The sequence below is a fragment of the Aneurinibacillus terranovensis DSM 18919 genome (genome assembly GCF_000430625.1).
GTDB classification, from domain to species: domain Bacteria; phylum Bacillota; class Bacilli; order Aneurinibacillales; family Aneurinibacillaceae; genus Aneurinibacillus_B; species Aneurinibacillus_B terranovensis.
The window spans coordinates 1-17,511 of record NZ_AUMJ01000075.1 but is presented as its reverse complement, the minus strand read 5'-3'; the positions used below and the strand labels follow the sequence as shown (position 1 = coordinate 17,511).

Here is a 17,511-nt window from a genome sequence, read left to right as displayed (position 1 = left end):
CCATAGTTTCTTTTTTAGCTGGGGGAACTCTTTAAATAGCAACCTTGCCGAAACACCTTTTAACGCTTTGATGATATTTGGAATTGAATGTTGCTTTATGGCGATATTTCACACACCATACAATATGGTATTGGATAGAGTACACATATCCTCTACCATGTTTGACTTCTGCCATGTTATCCACCTCAATCAATGATAACATATGTCAAATATTTTTTAAGTTATTATCGATAAATATCAGTGTTTTTTTGTTAATAGACAAGTCAACATATGTCGGACAATTGATGTGTCAAAAGATACGCCTTGTCCGAAGCCAATTCATCTCATGACGTAAGTCACGAGTGTTCTCGGCTAATTCATAAAAAAAGAGCCCCGCTATCAACCAGGCCCTCTTCATCTGCTTTAGTAAACGTTTCTTGCTTTCCGTCCATTTTCCCCTACAATCCGGAGCTTTCATCTTCGTCATCGGTCAAGTTCAAGACCGGCTCGTTTTCTTCATCAGCATAAAACTCTTTTTCCCACTCCTCATCTTCTTTTAACTGTTTGCGATAGACAAAACGCGACACAAATACACTGATTTCATAGAGGAGCAGAAGCGGGATAAGCACACTGATATGGCTGATGAAATCCGGCGGCGAAATCATGGAAGCGACGATAACGAGCACCAGATAAGCATAGCCGCGCACTTTTTTTAGCCGTATCGGATTTAAAATCCGCAGGCGCGTCAGAAACATCACCACAATCGGAAGTTCAAACAATAGCGCAAACGGTAAAATAATGTTAAACATGAAGCTAAAATACTGGGCAATCCCATAGGTTGGCTGCGCACCCAAATCGACAGCGAACTTCTTCATAAAGCTTACGATCATCGGAAATAAAACATAGTAGCCCAACAGCAAACCAATGATAAACAGCAGAAAGGCCGGTATGATGAAGGTGCCGGCCGCCTTACGTTCTGCCGGCCGCAAACCCGGTGATACAAACCGCCACAGGTGATACATAATAAAGGGCGATGTGATGACAATGGCAATAATAAACGCAAACTGCATGTACACCCGCAACCCGTCACCCAGACCAAAAACATTCCAGGTAAAACCGGCCGCCATCGGTGCCTGTTTAAAATATTGCACAACCGGCCGGGCGACAACAAACCCGGCAATAATGGCTAACACGAATATAAAAAGTATCCAGAGTATACGCTTTCGAAGTTCAGTTAAATGTTCAATCACTCGCATTCCTTGTTCTTGTCCGCTCATGGGATGCATAAACCTCTTTTCATGAAGACCGCCTAGAAAGTAATGTTCTCAGTCTTCCCCTGTATAGTATGGAGAGCGGTCGGAATCTGGTCGACAATCGCCCGAAAACATTCTTCCACGGCAGGAATTCGCCCCGGGAGGTTGACTACCAGAGAGTTGCCCCTCGTTCCCACGATGGCACGGGTTAACAGTGCTTGCCGCGAATGCTGCATGGCGCAGCGCCGCATTTCTTCCGCAAGACCTGGAACATGGCGGTCAATCACTAAATCGGTTGCTTCCGGTGTTACATCTTCCGGGCTGAGTCCCGTCCCGCCAATCGTAATGAGAAGATCCACCCGTTCGCGGTCCACCAATTCAATCATGTTTTCTTTTAGCGTCTCAATATCATCGGGACAAACCCGGTGATGTAATACTTCCGCATCCAAGTGACTCTTTAAAAGCATCTCCAACCTCGGAAAGCAATCGTTTTTTCTATTCCCTTTAAATATCGAGTTACTTGAGGTAACGACCCCTATTTTCCACATTCGTGAAGCCCTCCCGCTTACGCAAAAATTCAATAGTTTTCTATAGTATATTGTACACCAACATGCCTTCACTGTCTGTCTTTTTACAGCTAAAGACGATGGCAAAATAATGAACAATCATATTCTGCTTCTTCCGTCACAATTTTCTGCATCCGAATATCATGGGGTTCGCATGCCATGTCTGAAACGATCTGCATCTGATAGCAAGCCGCAAATAAAGGCGGAACCTCAGGAAAGCGTGATAAAAAGCGGTCATAATAGCCGCCGCCATACCCGATCCGTTCCCCTCTCTTCGTAAACGCAACCCCGGGCATAATGATGACGTCTATCGTTTCTCTTTGCCAGTCAATCGATGGAAGGGAACCGGGTTCACGAATACCATAGGAACCGGTGGTAAGGCCCTCCCAACCGGTGAACCGGCACGGTTCTATTTTTCGTTCTTTTACGAGTGTTTTTGGCAGGTACACCCTTTTTCCTGCTTTATAACATTCATCGATAAACCGGTCGAGATTCACTTCAGTCCCGAATGAAAGGAAAGCCATGATTACATCCGCCCGCTGAACCGTTTCACACGTCAAAAGCCGCCGCACAATTTCATTCGACCAGTGCTCGCGTATCGTCTCATCCACTCCCGCCCGAGCAGCCACTATTTTTTCTCGAAGCTCCTGCTTCCTCCGCTTTATGTCATTTGAGCTCATGTTTTCCATTCTTGTTTACCCCCCAATCTGTTTCCTAACGTTCGCAGATACGATAAACTGTAAAAGGAATATACGGACGAGGTGAATCCTACATGATTTTATTGCAGGCCATAAACATTGGAAAGTCCTTCAGCGCCAATCCGGTGCTTTCATCTATAAATATGGTCGTCCAATCGGGCGAAAGAGTCGGGCTCGTAGGAGTTAACGGCGCAGGAAAATCCACCCTCTTAAAAATTATAACAGGTCAGATGCTTCAGGACGAAGGTGAAATCCTAAAGCCGAAAGATGTTGCACTCGGATACCTGGCACAGGACAGCGGTCTCGATACCGAACGAACGATTTGGCAGGAAATGATGACAGCGTTCGAACACTTCAAAGAGCAGGAAGCCGAGCTGCGCGCCCTGGAGCGGCAAATTGCCGACCCGGAAGTCATCCGCAATAAAAATCGGCACGAAAAGTTAATGAATGCGTATTCCCATCAAATCGAGAATTTTAAAAACAGGGGCGGTTATCAATACGAAGCCACCACACGCTCCATCCTGCATGGGATGCGTTTTTTCCCGGAAGACTACGACAAGCCGATTAACAGGCTCAGCGGCGGCCAGAAAACACGCCTGGCGCTGGCGAAGCTGCTGCTGGTGGCACCGGATATTCTCGTGCTGGATGAACCGACGAACTACCTGGATATTGAGACGCTGAGCTGGTTGGAGAAATACCTGCTAAGTTATCCGGGCGCTCTGCTCGTTGTGTCGCATGACCGTTATTTTCTCGATTCTTTAGTGAACATCGTCTACGAGCTCGAACGCACCCACATCACCCGGTATGTCGGAAACTATACGGATTATTTGATTCAGAAAGGAGAGCGCATCGAGCAGCAGATAAAGCAGTTTGAGAAGCAGCAAGCCGAAATTTCAAAGCTTGAGGAATTTATCCAGCGGAACATTGTCCGGGCCTCCACGACCAAACGCGCGCAGAGCCGCCGAAAAGCACTGGAGAAAATGGAAGTGATAGAGCGCCCCCTTAGTGAATTGAAAAAAGCTTCTTTTCAGTTTGACATCGATAAAGTAAGCGGCAATCAGGTGCTAACGGTCCAGGATGTAATGGTCGGCTATGATAATACGCCGCTTGCGCGCAATCTCTCTTTTGAAATTACCCGCGGGGAACGCGTGGCGCTCCTTGGTCCGAACGGGCTTGGAAAATCAACCCTGCTTAAAACGATTACAAAGCAGCGTTCTCCTCTTGAAGGAACGATTCAATACGGAAGCAACGTAACGATCGGTTTTTACGATCAGGAGCAGGAAAATTTAAACGTAAACAAGCAGGTGCTGCACGAATTATGGGATGAATACCCGACGATGCAGGAAAAAGACATCCGAACCGTACTGGGTAATTTTCTTTTCAGCGGGGATGATGTGCTGAAGAAAATTGGCGAATTAAGCGGCGGCGAGCGTGCCAGAGTGTCATTGGCCAAGCTGATGCTGCAGAAGGCCAACCTGTTAATTCTGGACGAGCCGACCAACCACCTTGATTTATTCAGCAAGGAAATCCTGGAAGAAGCGCTGGAGGATTATCCGGGCACCATTCTGTTTGTTTCCCATGACCGTTATTTTCTTAATAAAATTTCAACCCGTATTCTGGAAATGAGCCCGTCCGGAGTTCTTTCGTATCTGGGCAACTATGATTATTATGTGGCAAAAAAAGAAGAACTTGAAGAATTGAATTCTCCACTGCTTGCTTCGTCAGCCGGTCCCTCCCTCGCTGCAGAAACAGAGGAAAACAGGCGTTCCAACAAGGAAAAATTCCAGCAGGACAAGGAACAAAAGAAACTGGAGCGCCAGCGGCAGCGATTAATCGAAGAGCTGGAAGGCAAAATTGAACAGTTCGAACAGCAAATCGCGGCGATTGAAGCGGAACTGTGCAAGCCTGAAGTATTCCAGGATCATGAGCAGGTACTGACCCTTAACCAGCAGCTGGAAGAAGCGAAAGCTGAATTAGATGCTTGTATGGAAGAGTGGACGGATTTGCAGGCGTGACATGTGTTTAGCTTAAACGGATACGGGCGGTATGCATCGAATGGTTTATTTTTGCTTTAACTTATGTTTGAAGAGCACATTCAAGTGGATATATACTTGAAAAGGTCGTTCCTAAAAGTGGTGGAAACATGGTATATTTACCTTGTACAGATGCACATTGAAAACTAAACATATGGGGTTGCATTTTGAAATAACCGTAGGAACTACGGGGATAGCCTGCTAAGATAACTGAACAGTAGTTTGGTGTTCGCAGGAATCCGTGGCTTTAGCCATGAGAGGTTCAAACGTGAGAATCTATATGCGTTGACTCATCACCCGGTATAACAGCGGAATCACCGCATACATCATAGCAAGGGCCGCGCCCGTAATGCCCGAGTCATTCACAAAGATCGCAACCAACGATCCGAGAAGGATTCCACCAAGACCGTGCATAAAATACGAATTCTCCCACGGCCTCTCCCTTACATCAGGCAGCCAGCGTACCAAAAGCCAAATCGTGACGAGTACGCTCACCGCGTATACCCGACTCCATGGGGAAACCCGAAGAAGGTGAAGATTCATACGGATTTTTCGCTGAATAATTCTGCCTATCTCACTCCAGTTGCCCTGAACCAGTTCACTGATTGCGCGGCCAATATGAGATTGTTGGCCGGCCGTCACAAAATCGTTGATGACCAGCAAGCTGCCCGCGATAAAAAGTATCCAGAGGAAAAACACGAGCCCTTTACCCGCCGTTGTAAAAGAAATTCCGGCGTATCGGAACATCGCATACGAAAATGCTACCGCCATAACGATGACGCCCCCCGCTTTACTCCCTCCTCCCTGCCACGCCATATACCCCGTTATCAGAATATAAACCAACGCAGCTGTCCAAAGAAATCTCCTTTTGGTACCACTTACTTTACCGGTAGCCGTGCCGTTAACCCCCCGTGCCGATTGCACATCTCTTGTTCTTGCTGCTTCCTGTGCTGCGATGGACATGCTAACGAGCGCGCTGCCCAGCATCACGCCCATAAACTCATTGCCAATGCCGTAGTAGCGGGCACCAATCACAGGGTCATACCCAAGATAAGAACGTTTCATTAAATGGGCGCCAATAAAACCATCCAGCAGCACCGATACCCAGTTGAGCAGCCCGACCCATAAAAAACAGCGGGCAAAACGCTGCTTATATAGAAAGAAACCACCCGCTAACGCAAGCACCGGGAGTTCAATGAGCAGATACGCGGGACGCGAAAATTCGTTAGGAAAAAGCGGCCACACGAGCAGCAGGAACGGCACAAGCAGTATCGCCGGCATGACCGGAAGAAGAACCCGACCTATTTTTTTAGCTGCTGTGAAAAAGGAATCGAGCGCACCAAGCCAGAGGGCGAACGAAGAGACGAGTATAACCAATAAAACAATAAAAATATAAGAATGCAGAATAAAGGACCGGTTAGCGTATACGGTATCTATCATTTCCGCCTGCTTCCAAAATGACTGGTGATTCAATGAAAAATCAGTCTGTATCGGCAGCCCATTCATTTGTGGGGGACATGGAATATGCAGCCGACCGAGGATGGTGGGAGCAATGTCGATGTTCGCCACAATTCCTGGCTGACGTGTGGTTGGCGACGTAAGTACCCCCTGGCTGGTTTCATTTTCGCTTGTATTATTTTCGCTTGTATCATTTTCCGTTCTATCGTTCTCGCTCCTATGGTCCTTCCACAATAATACCGGAGCCATTAATTTTTTATTCTGTAGCGCCTCAACCGGTAGAGAGGAGGATAGGAAAAGTTGCGTTTCTCCCTCTTGCAGGTTTGCTGCGGATTTTTCTACAAAATGTATGATTTCATCCAGTGTTTGCTTACGGAGCGCCCCGTATCTTGCAGGATCCATCACATTTTTATATGCAGCCAGCCGGGTAAGATCACCTAAATCCACTACGATCATCCGGATTCCGCTTCTCTTCCACTCGTTTATTTGCCAACCGATATACGAATAATTCGTTTTCCATCCGCCGGGAAAGTCCGGCACCACCTGCAGAACCTCTTTTCCAACCCGGCCATACGGTGTAAACCCCGACTCATCCATCGTGATGAGAGAAGCCAGCCGGTTTACCTTTGCAGACGTATCCTGATTGCCGATAACGGCCCGTTCAACTCCGTACTTCCTAAGTGTTTCGCCCAGCAGACCCGGAATGGCACCGGTATTGCGTTCTTTATTTTCCCTGGTTAGTACGCTGTAATAGGGCAGCAGTACAGGCTGCCCGCCCGCCCGCCCTGTGGGTAAAGGTTCCCGCCCAATATACTGCCGGTACAGCTGCAGGGCAAATCCGCCCTCCTCCCCGGAGTTATACGCCTTTTCTCCCCATTCCGATCCGACACCGCGCGTCCCTGAACCGAACGTAACAGCATTGTGGATATCTTCGATCGTTTCCCCGGTTCGCATGTTCATTTCCCCGATCATAGCATGATGAAGGGGCGAAGAGGAGGATACTTGTTCATAGTAGTTGTGGATATCCTCTAAAGACATCTGTCCGGCTACAAAAAGTGTGACTATTGGACTGCCATTCTCTTCATCTTTTGCTGTCGATTGGTGAAGAAATATGGTACACACCATGGAAAAAAGGAAAAAAACCGCTGCAACCAAATGGGTGCTCCGCATTTTCTCTCCTCCTTTTTCACAAATCCACACCATTATCCACAAGAAAAAGCGTATTATATATGGATATCCACCGTTTTTTCCACATTATCCACAGTTTGTTGATAACTTTATTCAACATCTGTCCACAACTTTCTACAGCGGTCGACGACCCGGCTTCCATTTTTTTATAACCTGCCCTATTTTAGGAACGTTATACTTTACTACGCTGAGAAAAACTCGCGGGCGTTGCCGCTCGTCCTTTTTCTGCAGGGAAGCGAAACGGCCGCTTAGTGACCGTCTTAGTATTTCGAAATTTTAATGAGAGGTTCATCATTTCAAACCAGGACAGTAGAAAATATCCAATATGGTTCTAACGCATGAAACGTATCATCCTGGAATCAAAATGATCTTCAGCATATAGTATTTTTAGTAAAAAACCTACATTGTAAATATATTTCACAACGTAGGAGTTGAAATTTATGGAAGCGGCAAGCCGGGAATCCCATTTAGCGTCATGTCCGCAAGGTTTCCCTTCTGATATTCAATATAACCGGCTCCGGCAATCATCGCCGCATTATCTGTGCACAGTGACATTGGCGGAACGATAAGGTCTATCTTCTCCCCCTCGGCCCGCCGGGTTAATGCAGTACGCAGTCCCCGGTTGGCGGCGACACCGCCTGCCAGCAGCAACTGCTTGACGGGGCGTTCCTGGATAAACCGAAACGTTTTCTCAACGAGAACCTCGATGACAGCCTCCTGGAAACTTGCCGCCAGGTTCGCCGGTGCAATCGTTTCCCCCCGCTGGTCCGCATTGTGAAGCACATTAAGTACAGCGGATTTTAGACCGCTAAAGCTAAAATCATATGACCCGTCCAACCAGGCGCGCGGGAGCGGAATGGATGCCTCCCCTTCCTGCGCCAGTCGGTCAATATACGGGCCTCCCGGGTAAGGGAGCTTTAAGGAACGTGCTACCTTGTCATACGCCTCCCCTACGGCATCATCACGCGTTTGCCCAATAATTTCGTATGAGCCATGCTCTTTCATATAAACAATCTCTGTATGGCCGCCCGACACAACGAGCGCCAGCAAAGGAAATTCCAATTCTTTCACAAACCGGTTGGCATAAATATGCCCGGCGATATGGTGCACGCCAATCAGCGGAATCCCGCGGGCGAAAGCAACAGCCTTGGCGGCTGCCACTCCAACAAGCAGCGCCCCGACAAGGCCCGGTCCATATGTAACCGCTATGGCGTGAATGTCATCGAGCGTACGATTCGCCTTGGCAAGCGCTTCATCGATAATCAGCGTAATATTTTCCACGTGGTGACGCGACGCGACTTCGGGCACAACGCCACCAAACCGTTTATGGCTCTCAATCTGCGACGAAATAATATTGGAGCGAATAATGCGCCCGTCTTCCACAACGGCAGCCGATGTTTCGTCACAGCTTGTTTCTATGCCGAGAATGAGAATCGGCTTCCCTTCCGAAATGTCATGTTCCCGCCGCTTATGAACTTTTTGATTCCACGTATTCATTATCATTCAGGTTCACCCACATTATAATGGCATCTTCCATATTGTCCGTATAATACCCCCGCCGCAGCCCGCCTTCTGTAAAGCCAAACTTACGGTACAGGTTTTGTGCTATTTTATTGCTTGCCCGCACCTCAAGCGTCATATGTTCTACTCCCTCTTGCCGGGCAAAGACCATCATTTCTTTCATTAATCGTTCCCCGAGACGGTGGCCGCGAAACTCGGGATGAATCGCTACATTTGTGATATGGGCTTCATCAATCACCACCCACATTCCGGCATAGCCTACCACGTTCTCCCCGTATTCAACAACCAGATACCGGGCAAATAAATTATTGGTAATTTCATTAAGAAAAGACTCGCGTGACCAGGGAACGGAAAATGATAGAACTTCTACTTCACATATACCATCGAGATCCTTCAATTCCATGCGGCGGATTTTAAGTTGATCGGTGTTCATTAAAATTCCTCCTACTTACGGTTGGCCAGCCATTTCGCTTCCGCTTCCGCCAGTTGAAGATATGTCGGCGTAAAATCGGCCGTATCCTCTACGCGCCCGCTGCGCAGCGCCTTGATGCCCGCTGCCGCTAAATGAGCGGCGCGCGGAAGCTGATAAGAAACAGGGGCGAAAACAGCACGCTCACCAAGTGTGTCGATGGCCGCCTCCCTATGTATGGAAAGGTCGTCACCCAGAAACAGAATCGATTCCTGCTCATCGCTGCGTTTCCATTCTTCCAGCGCCTCTTTAAATAAAATAATCCGATCAGGATGTACTGACTCTACCCCATCTTTGCCCCACCTGTATGTACCTGTGTATACTTGGCTGCGCCGCGCATCAAATAGAGGAACAATCAGTCCTGGAAAGTAAGCGCCGTTCCATGCCAGCACTTCCAGGCTTGAAATGCCAACAAGCGGAATATTGAGCGCCCAGGCCATACTTTTCGCCGTCGCCACACCAATGCGCACGCCGGTATACGAACCGGGTCCCCGGGCAATGACAATCGCGCTGAGTTCATCCGGAGCCATCCCGACTTCATCGAGCAGGGAACTAATCATCGGCATTAAGCGGACACTATGATTTTTTTTAAGATTGGTCGCGCATTCACCCAGCACTTTATCCTCCGTACAAACAGACACGGCAAGGACTAAATTCGAGGTGTCAATCGCCAGAATATTCATCATATATCGCCTCACATAACTTTTCATAGCGGCTGCCTAGCGGTGTGATCAAAATCGTGCGCCTGTCGCCTTCTCCGCGGGAAATCGCAATTTCACATCGTTCAGGCGGGAGCTGCTCTTCAATCATCCGCGGCCATTCTACGACCGTCACCCCATCGCCGTAAAAATACTCATCAAATCCAAGGTCCTCCAACGAGTCCCCCATTCGATATACGTCCATATGGTAAAGAGGCATCCGCCCCATGTATTCTTTAATAATCGTAAATGTCGGGCTGTTTACCACACCTGTTACCCCAAGGCCGCGAGCCAACCCCTGGGTGAAGCTTGTTTTACCCGCCCCGAGGTCACCCGTCATGGTAAACACATCACCGGGCCGGGCCATTTTTCCGAATAGGCCAGCTAACCGCTGTGTCTCTTCCACGGAATGGGTGAAAAATTCATACACTCGCTGTCCGCTCATTTCATCACGTCTCCTTACTGCTTCCCCGGCCCTTAAAATGATTATACCCTTTTTTCGGAAGTGGGCTGCTTTTTCCATGCCCATCATCGACCTCAACCGGGGAAAACTCAGTCACGGAACCGGTTTTTTCCCCGACCCGGCCAATCCAGTAGAGAGGGAGTCCCGCATCGCGGAACAAGAGGGTTAACCGTTCTTTCGCTTCCGACGGTACACATCCGACAAGCTGATAGTCTTCCCCGCCATACCATACCCATGGCCACATATCTTGCCCGCATTCGGCCGCATAGCTGCGAATGGCACCACTGAGGGGAATCGCCGACTGTTCCAATACAATTTTCACCTGACTCGCTTCCGCCATTTCCCACACTTCACTGGCAAGCCCGTCGCTAATGTCATTTAGTGCCACCCGAATGCCGGAGTCCGCCAGCAATCGTCCGGCCTTCACCTGTGGTTCAGGGCGGCAGTGCCTGACAACGAGCGGATAATATCCGTCGACATGACCCGCAGAATCAGCAGGATCCGTAGCATTAGCAGGGTTCGCAGAATTAGCGAGAGTACCGCCTGCAATTCCCTGTGCGCCCCCCTCGCTTTTCAATAACAACTGAAGGCCTGCGGCAGAGTCACCCACCGTCCCCGTTACAAACACAAGATCGCCAGGCCGGGCGTTAGAGCGCAGGAGCTTTCGTCCTTTTTCCACTTCGCCGAGGGCTGTGACCGTTATCGTCAGTTGACCGGGTGATGCTACCGTGTCGCCGCCAATGAGTGCCATTTGATGCTGCGCTGCAATATCAGCCATCCCCCGGTACATCTCTTTGAGTTCCTCTTCGCTCCATTCTGCTGAAACGCCGAGAGAGACCAGATAGAATAGCGGGATGCCCCCCATCGCGGCAATATCGCTAATATTGGAGGCAAGAGCTTTCCAGCCGATATCATAAGGCATCATTGTGCGGCGCTTAAAATGAATACCCTCGACCATCGTATCACAGCAAACCACCCAGTCATAGCCATCCCTCCCCGACACAACCGCGGCATCATCCCCGTTGCCTACGACGACCCTCGACTGAACCGGCGGGCCATCAGCGCGGAGGGGTTCCTCCGCCGTAAGATAGCCAATTAACTCAAACTCATCCCGACGACGCTTCATTGCGATCCTCCAGTTCATAGAGCCGCAGCGGCCCCTTGCATTTTCCACATACGTATTTCGAGGCGTCCATCCGCCTCTTTCTCGCGTATTTCATATTGCACGATTGGCACACGAGCATATAGCGGGGCGGTGTCGGTTTTATCTTCGGTTTCACCGACTGGCAAAACCTGGTCCCGCCTACCTGGCGCAGCAAATTTTTAAAATCCGCGTCCGCATGCCGGTATCCGCGCCCCGTTAAGTGAAGATGATAATGGCACAGTTCATGTTTAATAATCCCGTCCAGCTCTTCCAGCCCAAACATTTCGTAATGCTTATTGTTGATTTCAATATTGTGCGTGCGCAGAACATACCGCCCGCCTGTCGTGCGAAGGCGGGAATGAAAGTAGGCTTTATGTACAAACGGCCTGTGGAAAAAGGTTTCCGATATATTTTCTACTCTTTTCTGCAATTCCTCATCTGTCACACTTCTTCCCCCCGTAAAGAAAACTGGCAGGAAAGCTATTCTTCCCTATGTGAAAAGAAAACTTGGCTGCACGTTGAAATAAGAACGAAAGATGCGATACACTGTGAACGTACATTGTTACAAGGAGGAACTTATTCTATGCGCTACTGTATCTTAATGATGGATGGCCGTGTTGAATTCGTCACGATGCCGTCCGGCTACATGTATCAGCTTGTTGCTTTGCTCCGCCGCTTACATAAAGAAATCGACAAATTAACGGCCGCCAGCCGTCCCGCGCTTCCGGTCGTGCTGGGCGAGTGCAGCGAACTCGAACTGCACGATGAAAATAGCCGGATGATCCCCGGTCTCACGTATCTTACCCATCTTGAGCAGCAATTTGCCAATGTAAAAGAAGAAAACTATCCGCTGATTTCACTCCTTACAGAAATTAGGGCTCTGCACGCCCAGCTGGAATACCTGGCTGAAGAAGGCGTAGAAGGATAGCACCTCTCCGCCTACCTTACATATAGTATTTAGGAAACCGGATAGACGACAGGAGGGACTGATCATGCCGCAATGGCTGCAGCGACAATTGATGAAAGCCTTCCAGGCAAAAAACCGGCGGCAGGTTGCGCTGCTGAATGACTGCTGGTTCGTATATCTTGAAAAACAGGGTGAGCGTGAATAACGCCACCCTGTTTTTTTGCGTACAGGAAAGTATACCGCTTCCTCTGTTCTTCCGTTCCCTCCAGTTCCCTTCCTTTACACCGCATCAGGCCCCAGCATGGTCAAGCCAACGCGGCCTTTGGCCGTATCCACCTCTTTGACCCAAACGGTGATAATGTCGCCTACCGACACGACATCAAGCGGATGCTTGACGAACTGGCGGCGAAGCTGCGAGATGTGCACAAGCCCATCATTCTTCAGCCCGATGTCAACAAACGCGCCAAAATCGACAACGTTGCGAACCGTACCCTGCAGTTCCATCCCTTTCGTCAGGTCTTCTATCTTCAGTACGTCCTTTTTCAGAATCGGCTTGCTTAATTCGTCACGCGGATCCCGTCCGGGACGCAGCAGGCTCGCTATAATATCCATCAAAGTCGGCACGCCTATTTCCAGCTCGCCGGCCATTTCCTCGATGTTGACCTGCTTAAGCTTCTCTTTCGCTTCACTGCTGGTAATATCATCCGGCGTAATGTCCAACCGCTTGAGCAGGGCCGCTACCCGGTCATACGACTCAGGGTGAATCGGTGTATGATCCAGCGGGTTTTTCCCATCCGCAATCCGCAGAAATCCGATGCACTGTTCATACGTTTTTGCCCCGAGGCGGGGAACATCCTTGAGCTGGCTGCGGTCCGCAAACTTTCCGAGTTCTTCCCTGCGCGCGACAATATTTTTGGCCACCTGTTTAGAAACACCCGACACATACTGCAGCAAAGAAGGGGACGCGGTATTCACATCCACCCCGACGTAGTTGACCGCTGACTCTACGACAAACTGCAAGCTGTCCGATAACCGGCCCTGCGATACATCGTGCTGATACTGGCCCACCCCGATTGATTTCGGGTCTATCTTAACGAGTTCAGCCAGCGGGTCCTGCAGGCGGCGGGCGATGGACACCGCGCTCCGTTCTGCCACGTCAAGATCCGGAAACTCTTCTCCCGCCAGCTTGGAGGCGGAATATACACTCGCTCCGGCTTCGTTGACAATAATATAGGAAACATCGCGGTCCATTTCTTTCAGCAAATCGGCAACGAATTGTTCTGATTCACGTGAAGCCGTGCCATTTCCGATCGCGATAATATCCACGTTGTGTTTTTCAATTAGTTGCTTAACGGCAGCCTTCGCTTCGGCTACTTTACTTTGCGGCGGGGTAGGATAAATCACCATGACGTCAAGCAGCTTTCCGGTTTCGTCAACAACCGCCAGCTTGCATCCGGTACGGTACGCCGGATCAAGCCCGAGTACCGTGCGGCCGCTTAACGGGGGCTGCAGCAGAAGCTGGCGCAGATTCTCCGCGAAAATATGTATCGCCTGCTCCTCCGCCTTCTCCGTTAGAGAATTGCGCACTTCGCGTTCCACTGCCGGTGCAATGAGGCGCTTATAGCTGTCCTCCAGCGTCGCCTTCAGAATATCGGCAGCAACCGACTCCCGGGGAATCCATTTTCTTTCTAAATACTCGAGGATAGGTTGCGCGTCGATCTCAATTTTTACCCGCAGAATTCCCTCTCTCTCCGCCCTATTCACCGCCAGCGTACGATGCGGCGCCATCCGCTGAACGGGTTCTGTATATTCATAATACATTTCATATACTTTCTTCTCGGACGGTTCGTCTTCTTTTTTGACCGTGGTAAGCTGCCCGCGCTTCATCGTCTGATCGCGGACCCATGTACGCACCTGCGGGTGATCGGCAACCTGCTCTGCGATGATGTCACAGGCTCCCTGAATCGCTTCTTCCGCATTCGCGACCCCTTTTTCCTCGCTGATAAAGCGGGCCGCTTCTGCGCTTACATTCCCTTTGCGTGCGGTAAGAATAAACCCTGCAAGAGGTTCCAGTCCTTTTTCTTTAGCGACAGTAGCCCTCGTGCGCCGCTTTTGTTTATACGGCCTGTATAAGTCCTCTACCTGCTGGAGCCTGGCAGCATCGCGAATCTGCTTTTCTAAATCGTCCGTTAATTTTTCCTGCTCGGCAATGAGACGAATGACTTCTTCCTTCCGCTGTTCAAGCTGACGTAAATATTCGACCCTCTCCTGTATGCCGCGAATCTGGTTTTCATCAAGTATTCCGGTGGCTTCCTTACGGTACCGGGCAATAAAAGGAACCGTGCTTCCTTCATCCAACAGCTGTATCGTTTGCTCGGTCTGGCGCGCTGTGATATTCAACTCACCCGCGATCACGTTTATCATTTGTTTTAACTCCATAGCCAGTCCTCCCTGACACCCATTCCATCCATTTATGCAAAGACATGAAAAAAAGGCTACCGTTTTTCACAGCAGCCGCTCACGTTAAAGTTAAAAAGATAGGTTAAAAATCGATAAGTCCCAAACTAATCTGCAACGCTTCATTTACCCGTTCCATCATTTCCTCATCGAGGTGAGTGATCTTATCGGTAAGCCTCTGCTTATCTATGGTCCGAATCTGTTCCAGCAGAATAACCGAGTCACGGTCGAACGCATATGCCTTTGCGTCAATTTCTACGTGAGTAGGCAATTTAGCCTTCTGTATCTGGGCCGTAATAGCTGCAACGATTACGGTCGGGCTAAATCGGTTTCCAATATCATTTTGAATGACGAGAACCGGCCTTACCCCTCCCTGTTCGGATCCCACTACAGGAGACAAGTCCGCAAAGTATACGTCGCCACGCTTTACGATCACACCCTACACCCCGCTTACCAAACGTCCCAATGTCAAATCGGCTTCCTCTTCTGCCTGAAAGGCCTCGGAGCACAGATTCAGATTAATATTAGCCATCTCCATGTACCCACGCTGCATGGTCTCACGAATTTGACGCTTTTTGCGCTCTTTTAAATACAGTCTCATCGCCTGTCTGATGAATTCGCTGCGGTTAGATTTTTCCTTTTCCACTAATCCGTCCACTTCCTGTAAAAGATGGTCCGGTAAGCTGATCATGATACGTTTTGTATCCATTTTAGACAAGACCAACGCACCTCCAACAACACGGTCACAACAATTTCTTTTTGGCTTTACCGTACTCAGTTATTACCATTATGTCGTAAGCTAAGAAAAAATATACTTTCCGTCTAACACTCACGTGGTAATTCGACGTACTCTCTTACTATTCGAGTAAAATCGGCAAAATCCTGCTGAACGTTCTTTTTTCGCAAAGAAAATTATTCTTACTGATTGTAACACGATTCTATGGGCGTAACAACAGCAGGAAGAGCGAATTTTACTGGCTAATCTTTACACCGGCAGGCAAAATCCGATTGCATACAGCTGTCTGTACGCCGTTTTCATAGTAAACCCGCGGGATTCGCTTGCTTACCATGCAAGTTACCTCATAGTTGATTGTTGAAAGCAGCTCCGCCATTTCGTCTACAGAAATGTATTCGTCACCCTGGCATCCAATAAGTACAGCCTCATCCCCTGCCGCTACATCAGGAATATCCGTTACATCAATCATAAATTGATCCATACAAACCCTTCCTACGACCGGTGCTCTCCTTCCCTTCACAAGAACCGAACCGCGATTCGACAAAAGGCGATTGTACCCATCTGCATAACCTACTGGAACAGTAGCAATGACCGCTTCTCTTTCCGTTGTAAAAGTAGCCCCGTAACTAACACTCGTTCCTGCAGGAACCTTTTTCACATGGCTCAGGCGCACTTTCCATTCGAAGGCAGGCCTAAGGGTAATATTTGTTGTTTTCGCGTATGCGGAAGGATACTGCCCATACAAACTAATTCCAAGACGTATCATATGTCTGCTTTCGTACGGATAGAACATCGCTGCCGCACTATTGTTGCTGTGAATAACCGGGATATGGAATTTTTCCTGTTCCAGCCTGTCCAGAAATTCACAGAAACGTTTCTGCTGGCTTTTACAGTAGCTCGTATCTTCCTCATCGGCCGTCGCAAAGTGGGTAAAGATCCCTTCTGCTTCCACCCAGGGAGACGATCTGACCGTTTGCATCAAGTCAATCAGTTCTTCGGGATTACGTATTCCAATGCGCCCCATCCCTGTATCCAATTTGATATGGAGGAGAGCCTTTTTCCGGAGAGCCTCCGCCGCCCGCATGATTTGGTCCAACCGTTCGGGCTGGTAGACTGTCATCGTAATATTTTTCTTAATCGCATACATAATTCCACGTTCCGGAATGGAACTAAGAACGAGAACCGGTGCCGTAATCCCTTTCGCACGAAGCTCCAGTGCTTCGTCAAGCAGCGCGACGCCCAGGCAGTCAGCACCTTCCCGCAATGCCTTCTCCGCCACCTGAAAAGCTCCATGGCCATACCCGTCGGCTTTGACCACGGCCATTATTTTAACGCCCTCAGGCAAATGATGGCGAAAGGTTCGCACATTGTCCCCTATCGCATCCAAATTTATTTCCGCCCACGCATCCCGGTAAAAAGGATCCATGGCGCTCACCTTCTTCCCTTCTTCTGTCTTTTCGCAATCTGGTTGTCCAATTCCTGTATAAAATCACGGGAGGCCATGATACTGTATTTTTTTCCGCTCGCTTTATAAACGGAACTCCACGCGTTCTTTTTTTCAAGGTCATGGAGAGAAAGTTTTATCTCCCGGTTAAACAGCCGAATCACCAAATGGGTGCGGGTGATCTCGTATACCGGATGAAGAATAGCTTTATAAATCGCCGGGGCAAACCCGACAATCGCCACGGCCGCCAGAGTAGCGAACAGCAGCCCTTTCCCTCTATCATTTAGAAACGACTGGAGAATTCCCAACATAACAAAAATATAGAGGACGCTCTCAAAAAGCTTAAATACTAAAGGGCGTCGCAAGTAGATATCACGGTACGAGGCCTGCTCCGTTCGGATCATGTCTTTCATTTTCTCCATAGAATACTCCTCTCATCGTTATTTATTATATGAGAAAAACTCGCGGGCGTTGCCGCTCGTCCTTTTTCTGCAGGG

Annotated in this window: 18 protein-coding genes and 1 pseudogene; 3 read left to right on the top strand and 16 right to left on the bottom strand. The window is 49.0% G+C overall.

Features of this window, described 5'->3' with window-relative positions:
• From H525_RS26460 to H525_RS24165, 4 genes and pseudogenes are all read right to left on the bottom strand, one after another.
• Positions 1-175, bottom strand: a pseudogene (locus H525_RS26460) (transposase); the annotation flags it as partial.
• Positions 176-437: 262 nt separating this feature from the next.
• Positions 438-1,256, bottom strand: a complete 819-nt coding sequence (gene tatC / locus H525_RS24170; protein ID WP_035101235.1) for a twin-arginine translocase subunit TatC — start codon at positions 1,254-1,256, stop codon at positions 438-440.
• A 32-nt stretch (positions 1,257-1,288) separates the two neighbouring features.
• Positions 1,289-1,780, bottom strand: a complete 492-nt coding sequence (locus tag H525_RS0113895) for a MogA/MoaB family molybdenum cofactor biosynthesis protein (protein ID WP_027416695.1) — start codon at positions 1,778-1,780, stop codon at positions 1,289-1,291.
• 89 nt (positions 1,781-1,869) lie between these two features.
• Positions 1,870-2,487 (bottom strand): 5-formyltetrahydrofolate cyclo-ligase, encoded by a 618-nt coding sequence (locus H525_RS24165; RefSeq protein ID WP_051331045.1) that lies wholly within the window; start codon positions 2,485-2,487, stop codon positions 1,870-1,872.
• Between the two features lie 83 nt (positions 2,488-2,570).
• On the opposite strand from H525_RS24165, the gene H525_RS0113885 reads away from it, so the two are divergent.
• A complete protein-coding gene (locus H525_RS0113885) occupies positions 2,571-4,511 on the top strand; it encodes an ABC-F family ATP-binding cassette domain-containing protein (RefSeq protein WP_027416694.1) in 1,941 nt (646 codons plus the stop codon).
• A 294-nt stretch (positions 4,512-4,805) separates the two neighbouring features.
• On the opposite strand, the gene H525_RS0113880 is transcribed toward H525_RS0113885, so the two are convergent.
• From H525_RS0113880 to H525_RS0113845, 7 genes are all read right to left on the bottom strand, one after another.
• Positions 4,806-7,157 carry a hypothetical protein gene (locus tag H525_RS0113880; RefSeq protein ID WP_027416693.1) on the bottom strand — a complete coding sequence of 784 codons (2,352 nt, stop codon included), beginning with the start codon at positions 7,155-7,157 and terminating at the stop codon, positions 4,806-4,808.
• A gap of 456 nt (positions 7,158-7,613) precedes the next feature.
• Positions 7,614-8,672 carry a tRNA (adenosine(37)-N6)-threonylcarbamoyltransferase complex transferase subunit TsaD gene (tsaD, locus tag H525_RS0113870; RefSeq protein WP_027416692.1) on the bottom strand — a complete coding sequence of 353 codons (1,059 nt, stop codon included), beginning with the start codon at positions 8,670-8,672 and terminating at the stop codon, positions 7,614-7,616.
• Positions 8,644-9,129 (bottom strand): ribosomal protein S18-alanine N-acetyltransferase, encoded by a 486-nt coding sequence (rimI, locus tag H525_RS0113865; protein ID WP_027416691.1) that lies wholly within the window; start codon positions 9,127-9,129, stop codon positions 8,644-8,646. Before rimI ends, tsaD begins: the two co-directional genes overlap by 29 nt.
• A gap of 11 nt (positions 9,130-9,140) precedes the next feature.
• Positions 9,141-9,848 carry a tRNA (adenosine(37)-N6)-threonylcarbamoyltransferase complex dimerization subunit type 1 TsaB gene (tsaB, locus tag H525_RS0113860; RefSeq protein ID WP_027416690.1) on the bottom strand — a complete coding sequence of 236 codons (708 nt, stop codon included), beginning with the start codon at positions 9,846-9,848 and terminating at the stop codon, positions 9,141-9,143.
• Positions 9,829-10,308, bottom strand: a complete 480-nt coding sequence (gene tsaE / locus H525_RS0113855; protein WP_035101217.1) for a tRNA (adenosine(37)-N6)-threonylcarbamoyltransferase complex ATPase subunit type 1 TsaE — start codon at positions 10,306-10,308, stop codon at positions 9,829-9,831. Before tsaE ends, tsaB begins: the two co-directional genes overlap by 20 nt.
• 4 nt (positions 10,309-10,312) lie before the next feature.
• Positions 10,313-11,452 carry a thiamine-phosphate kinase gene (gene thiL, locus H525_RS0113850; RefSeq protein ID WP_035101214.1) on the bottom strand — a complete coding sequence of 380 codons (1,140 nt, stop codon included), beginning with the start codon at positions 11,450-11,452 and terminating at the stop codon, positions 10,313-10,315.
• Positions 11,433-11,915, bottom strand: a complete 483-nt coding sequence (locus H525_RS0113845; protein ID WP_027416687.1) for a SprT family protein — start codon at positions 11,913-11,915, stop codon at positions 11,433-11,435. Before H525_RS0113845 ends, thiL begins: the two co-directional genes overlap by 20 nt.
• A gap of 138 nt (positions 11,916-12,053) precedes the next feature.
• On the opposite strand from H525_RS0113845, the gene H525_RS0113840 reads away from it, so the two are divergent.
• Positions 12,054-12,398, top strand: coding sequence for a hypothetical protein (locus H525_RS0113840; protein ID WP_027416686.1), 345 nt, complete (start codon positions 12,054-12,056; stop codon positions 12,396-12,398).
• Positions 12,399-12,462: 64 nt separating this feature from the next.
• The gene (gene cmpA / locus H525_RS27385) at positions 12,463-12,582 is read left to right on the top strand and encodes a cortex morphogenetic protein CmpA (RefSeq protein ID WP_155837293.1); all 120 of its coding nucleotides are present in this window, start codon (positions 12,463-12,465) and stop codon (positions 12,580-12,582) included.
• Between the two features lie 74 nt (positions 12,583-12,656).
• On the opposite strand, the gene H525_RS0113830 is transcribed toward cmpA, so the two are convergent.
• The 5 genes from H525_RS0113830 to H525_RS0113810 all read right to left on the bottom strand — a co-directional run bounded on the left by H525_RS0113830 (position 12,657) and on the right by H525_RS0113810 (position 17,436).
• Entirely contained in the window at positions 12,657-14,816 is a 2,160-nt protein-coding gene (locus H525_RS0113830) for a Tex family protein (RefSeq protein ID WP_027416685.1), read from the bottom strand.
• Between the two features lie 103 nt (positions 14,817-14,919).
• A complete protein-coding gene (gene ndoA / locus H525_RS0113825) occupies positions 14,920-15,270 on the bottom strand; it encodes a type II toxin-antitoxin system endoribonuclease NdoA (RefSeq protein ID WP_027416684.1) in 351 nt (116 codons plus the stop codon).
• A 3-nt stretch (positions 15,271-15,273) separates the two neighbouring features.
• On the bottom strand, positions 15,274-15,543 hold the full coding sequence (locus tag H525_RS0113820; RefSeq protein WP_035101240.1) for a CopG family ribbon-helix-helix protein: 270 nt from the start codon (positions 15,541-15,543) through the stop codon (positions 15,274-15,276).
• A 262-nt stretch (positions 15,544-15,805) separates the two neighbouring features.
• Positions 15,806-16,996: an alanine racemase gene (gene alr, locus H525_RS24160; RefSeq protein ID WP_035101238.1), complete on the bottom strand. Its 1,191-nt coding sequence runs from the start codon at positions 16,994-16,996 to the stop codon at positions 15,806-15,808.
• A 5-nt stretch (positions 16,997-17,001) separates the two neighbouring features.
• On the bottom strand, positions 17,002-17,436 hold the full coding sequence (locus H525_RS0113810; protein ID WP_027416682.1) for a hypothetical protein: 435 nt from the start codon (positions 17,434-17,436) through the stop codon (positions 17,002-17,004).
• Between the last annotated feature and the right edge of the window lie 75 nt (positions 17,437-17,511).

Bases quoted from the DNA above. Each gene is read 5' to 3' on its own strand.
- H525_RS0113820 (WP_035101240.1), bottom strand. From the start codon at position 15,543: ATGGATACAAAACGTATCATGATCAGCTTACCGGACCATCTTTTACAG.
- H525_RS24165 (WP_051331045.1), bottom strand. From the start codon at position 2,487: ATGGAAAACATGAGCTCAAATGACATAAAGCGGAGGAAGCAGGAGCTT.
- H525_RS0113885 (WP_027416694.1), top strand. From the start codon at position 2,571: ATGATTTTATTGCAGGCCATAAACATTGGAAAGTCCTTCAGCGCCAAT.
- tsaD (WP_027416692.1), bottom strand. From the start codon at position 8,672: ATGAATACGTGGAATCAAAAAGTTCATAAGCGGCGGGAACATGACATT.
- H525_RS0113830 (WP_027416685.1), bottom strand. From the start codon at position 14,816: ATGGAGTTAAAACAAATGATAAACGTGATCGCGGGTGAGTTGAATATC.
- H525_RS0113840 (WP_027416686.1), top strand. From the start codon at position 12,054: ATGCGCTACTGTATCTTAATGATGGATGGCCGTGTTGAATTCGTCACG.
- H525_RS0113810 (WP_027416682.1), bottom strand. From the start codon at position 17,436: ATGGAGAAAATGAAAGACATGATCCGAACGGAGCAGGCCTCGTACCGT.
- alr (WP_035101238.1), bottom strand. From the start codon at position 16,996: ATGGATCCTTTTTACCGGGATGCGTGGGCGGAAATAAATTTGGATGCG.
- rimI (WP_027416691.1), bottom strand. From the start codon at position 9,129: ATGAACACCGATCAACTTAAAATCCGCCGCATGGAATTGAAGGATCTC.
- tatC (WP_035101235.1), bottom strand. From the start codon at position 1,256: ATGAGCGGACAAGAACAAGGAATGCGAGTGATTGAACATTTAACTGAA.
- thiL (WP_035101214.1), bottom strand. From the start codon at position 11,452: ATGAAGCGTCGTCGGGATGAGTTTGAGTTAATTGGCTATCTTACGGCG.
- H525_RS0113880 (WP_027416693.1), bottom strand. From the start codon at position 7,157: ATGCGGAGCACCCATTTGGTTGCAGCGGTTTTTTTCCTTTTTTCCATG.
- H525_RS0113895 (WP_027416695.1), bottom strand. From the start codon at position 1,780: ATGTGGAAAATAGGGGTCGTTACCTCAAGTAACTCGATATTTAAAGGG.
- tsaE (WP_035101217.1), bottom strand. From the start codon at position 10,308: ATGAGCGGACAGCGAGTGTATGAATTTTTCACCCATTCCGTGGAAGAG.
- cmpA (WP_155837293.1), top strand. From the start codon at position 12,463: ATGCCGCAATGGCTGCAGCGACAATTGATGAAAGCCTTCCAGGCAAAA.
- tsaB (WP_027416690.1), bottom strand. From the start codon at position 9,848: ATGAATATTCTGGCGATTGACACCTCGAATTTAGTCCTTGCCGTGTCT.